The sequence below is a fragment of the Microcystis sp. M53603_WE2 genome (assembly GCF_030065435.1).
The window spans coordinates 1-1126 of sequence record NZ_JASJFF010000538.1 but is presented as its reverse complement, the minus strand read 5'-3'; the positions used below and the strand labels follow the sequence as shown (position 1 = coordinate 1126).

The 1126-nt window shown below is 42.8% G+C and carries 1 protein-coding gene; it reads right to left on the bottom strand.

What is annotated here, in order from left to right; translation table 11 throughout:
- Positions 1–1126: DNA mismatch repair endonuclease MutL (gene mutL, locus PX481_RS11195; RefSeq protein ID WP_288094593.1), on the bottom strand; the 1126-nt coding region annotated here is incomplete at both ends.

Below are 1126 nucleotides of genomic sequence, written 5' to 3'. Positions count from 1 at the left end.
AGTAGAACAGGAATACTACGAATTGCCCAAGAGCGATCGCCAAAACTAGCAATTTCTAATCCTAAACGTTGTAATTGTTCGATTTGTCGAGTAGTTAACTGATTTAAGATGATCGGAGTATCTAACGGCACGATTTCCCAGTTATCCTCTAAACGTTCGTACAAAACCCGCTCATGGGCAATATGTTGTTCGACTAACCATAATCCGTGAGGATGTTCGGCAACTATGTAAGTTTGGTGAATTTGGGCTACTGCCTTTAATTCCAGCCGATTTTTCGGGGATTTCTCCCCTATTGTATAGGTGCTTTTTTCTTCGGCAGCCTTGAGAATTTGACTGACGCGCTGATTTTGCGCTTTTTCGGGTATATGTTCGGGATTTAGTCCTAACGCCTTGTCTATGGCTGAAATTATCTGTTCTTGCCAAAAAATGAGGTTATGCAGGTATATTTCCGCTTTGGCTGGGTGACGATTCCAATCGATCGAACGAGGGTTAAGATGTAGATGGAGAAAGCAAACGGGATAGCGATCTTTAGGGACTGTGCGAGCGAAAGCTTCAAATATTGCCTGTTCTAACTCCGATGAGCGCACCATTCGCCCATTAACAGCAATTCTAACCCAATCTGGTTGATGGCGAGAAATGCGATCGGGCAAACCAATGACTAATTCAATTTGAGCAGATTCTGCGTCAGGAGTCGTTAAGTCAAGTTTTAGGGATACTAAATCGTTCAAATGCAGAGATTTAACTAATTGGGGTAATATTTGACTGGCATCCTTACCCGGACTAATGCGTAACCAATCTTGATGATCTTGAAAAACCTGCCAAGTAATTTGGGGATGACAGAGAGCAAAATTATGAATTAAAGTCTGTATATCCTTTAATTGTTTTTTAATTGACGGTAAAGCTTGACGACGCACGGGAAAGTTACCAAAGAGATTCTCTACCGTGACGATAGTACCGATAGCTATAGGAATCGTTTCTAAATTACCCGGCTCGCCTTGGTGATTGTAAAGACAATAACAACCTAAATCATCGTCATGGCGACTGGCAACCCGCAGATGCGCCACCTGTGCGATACTGTGCAAAGCTTCACCACGGAATCCGAGACTGGTAATCTGCCAAAGATCGT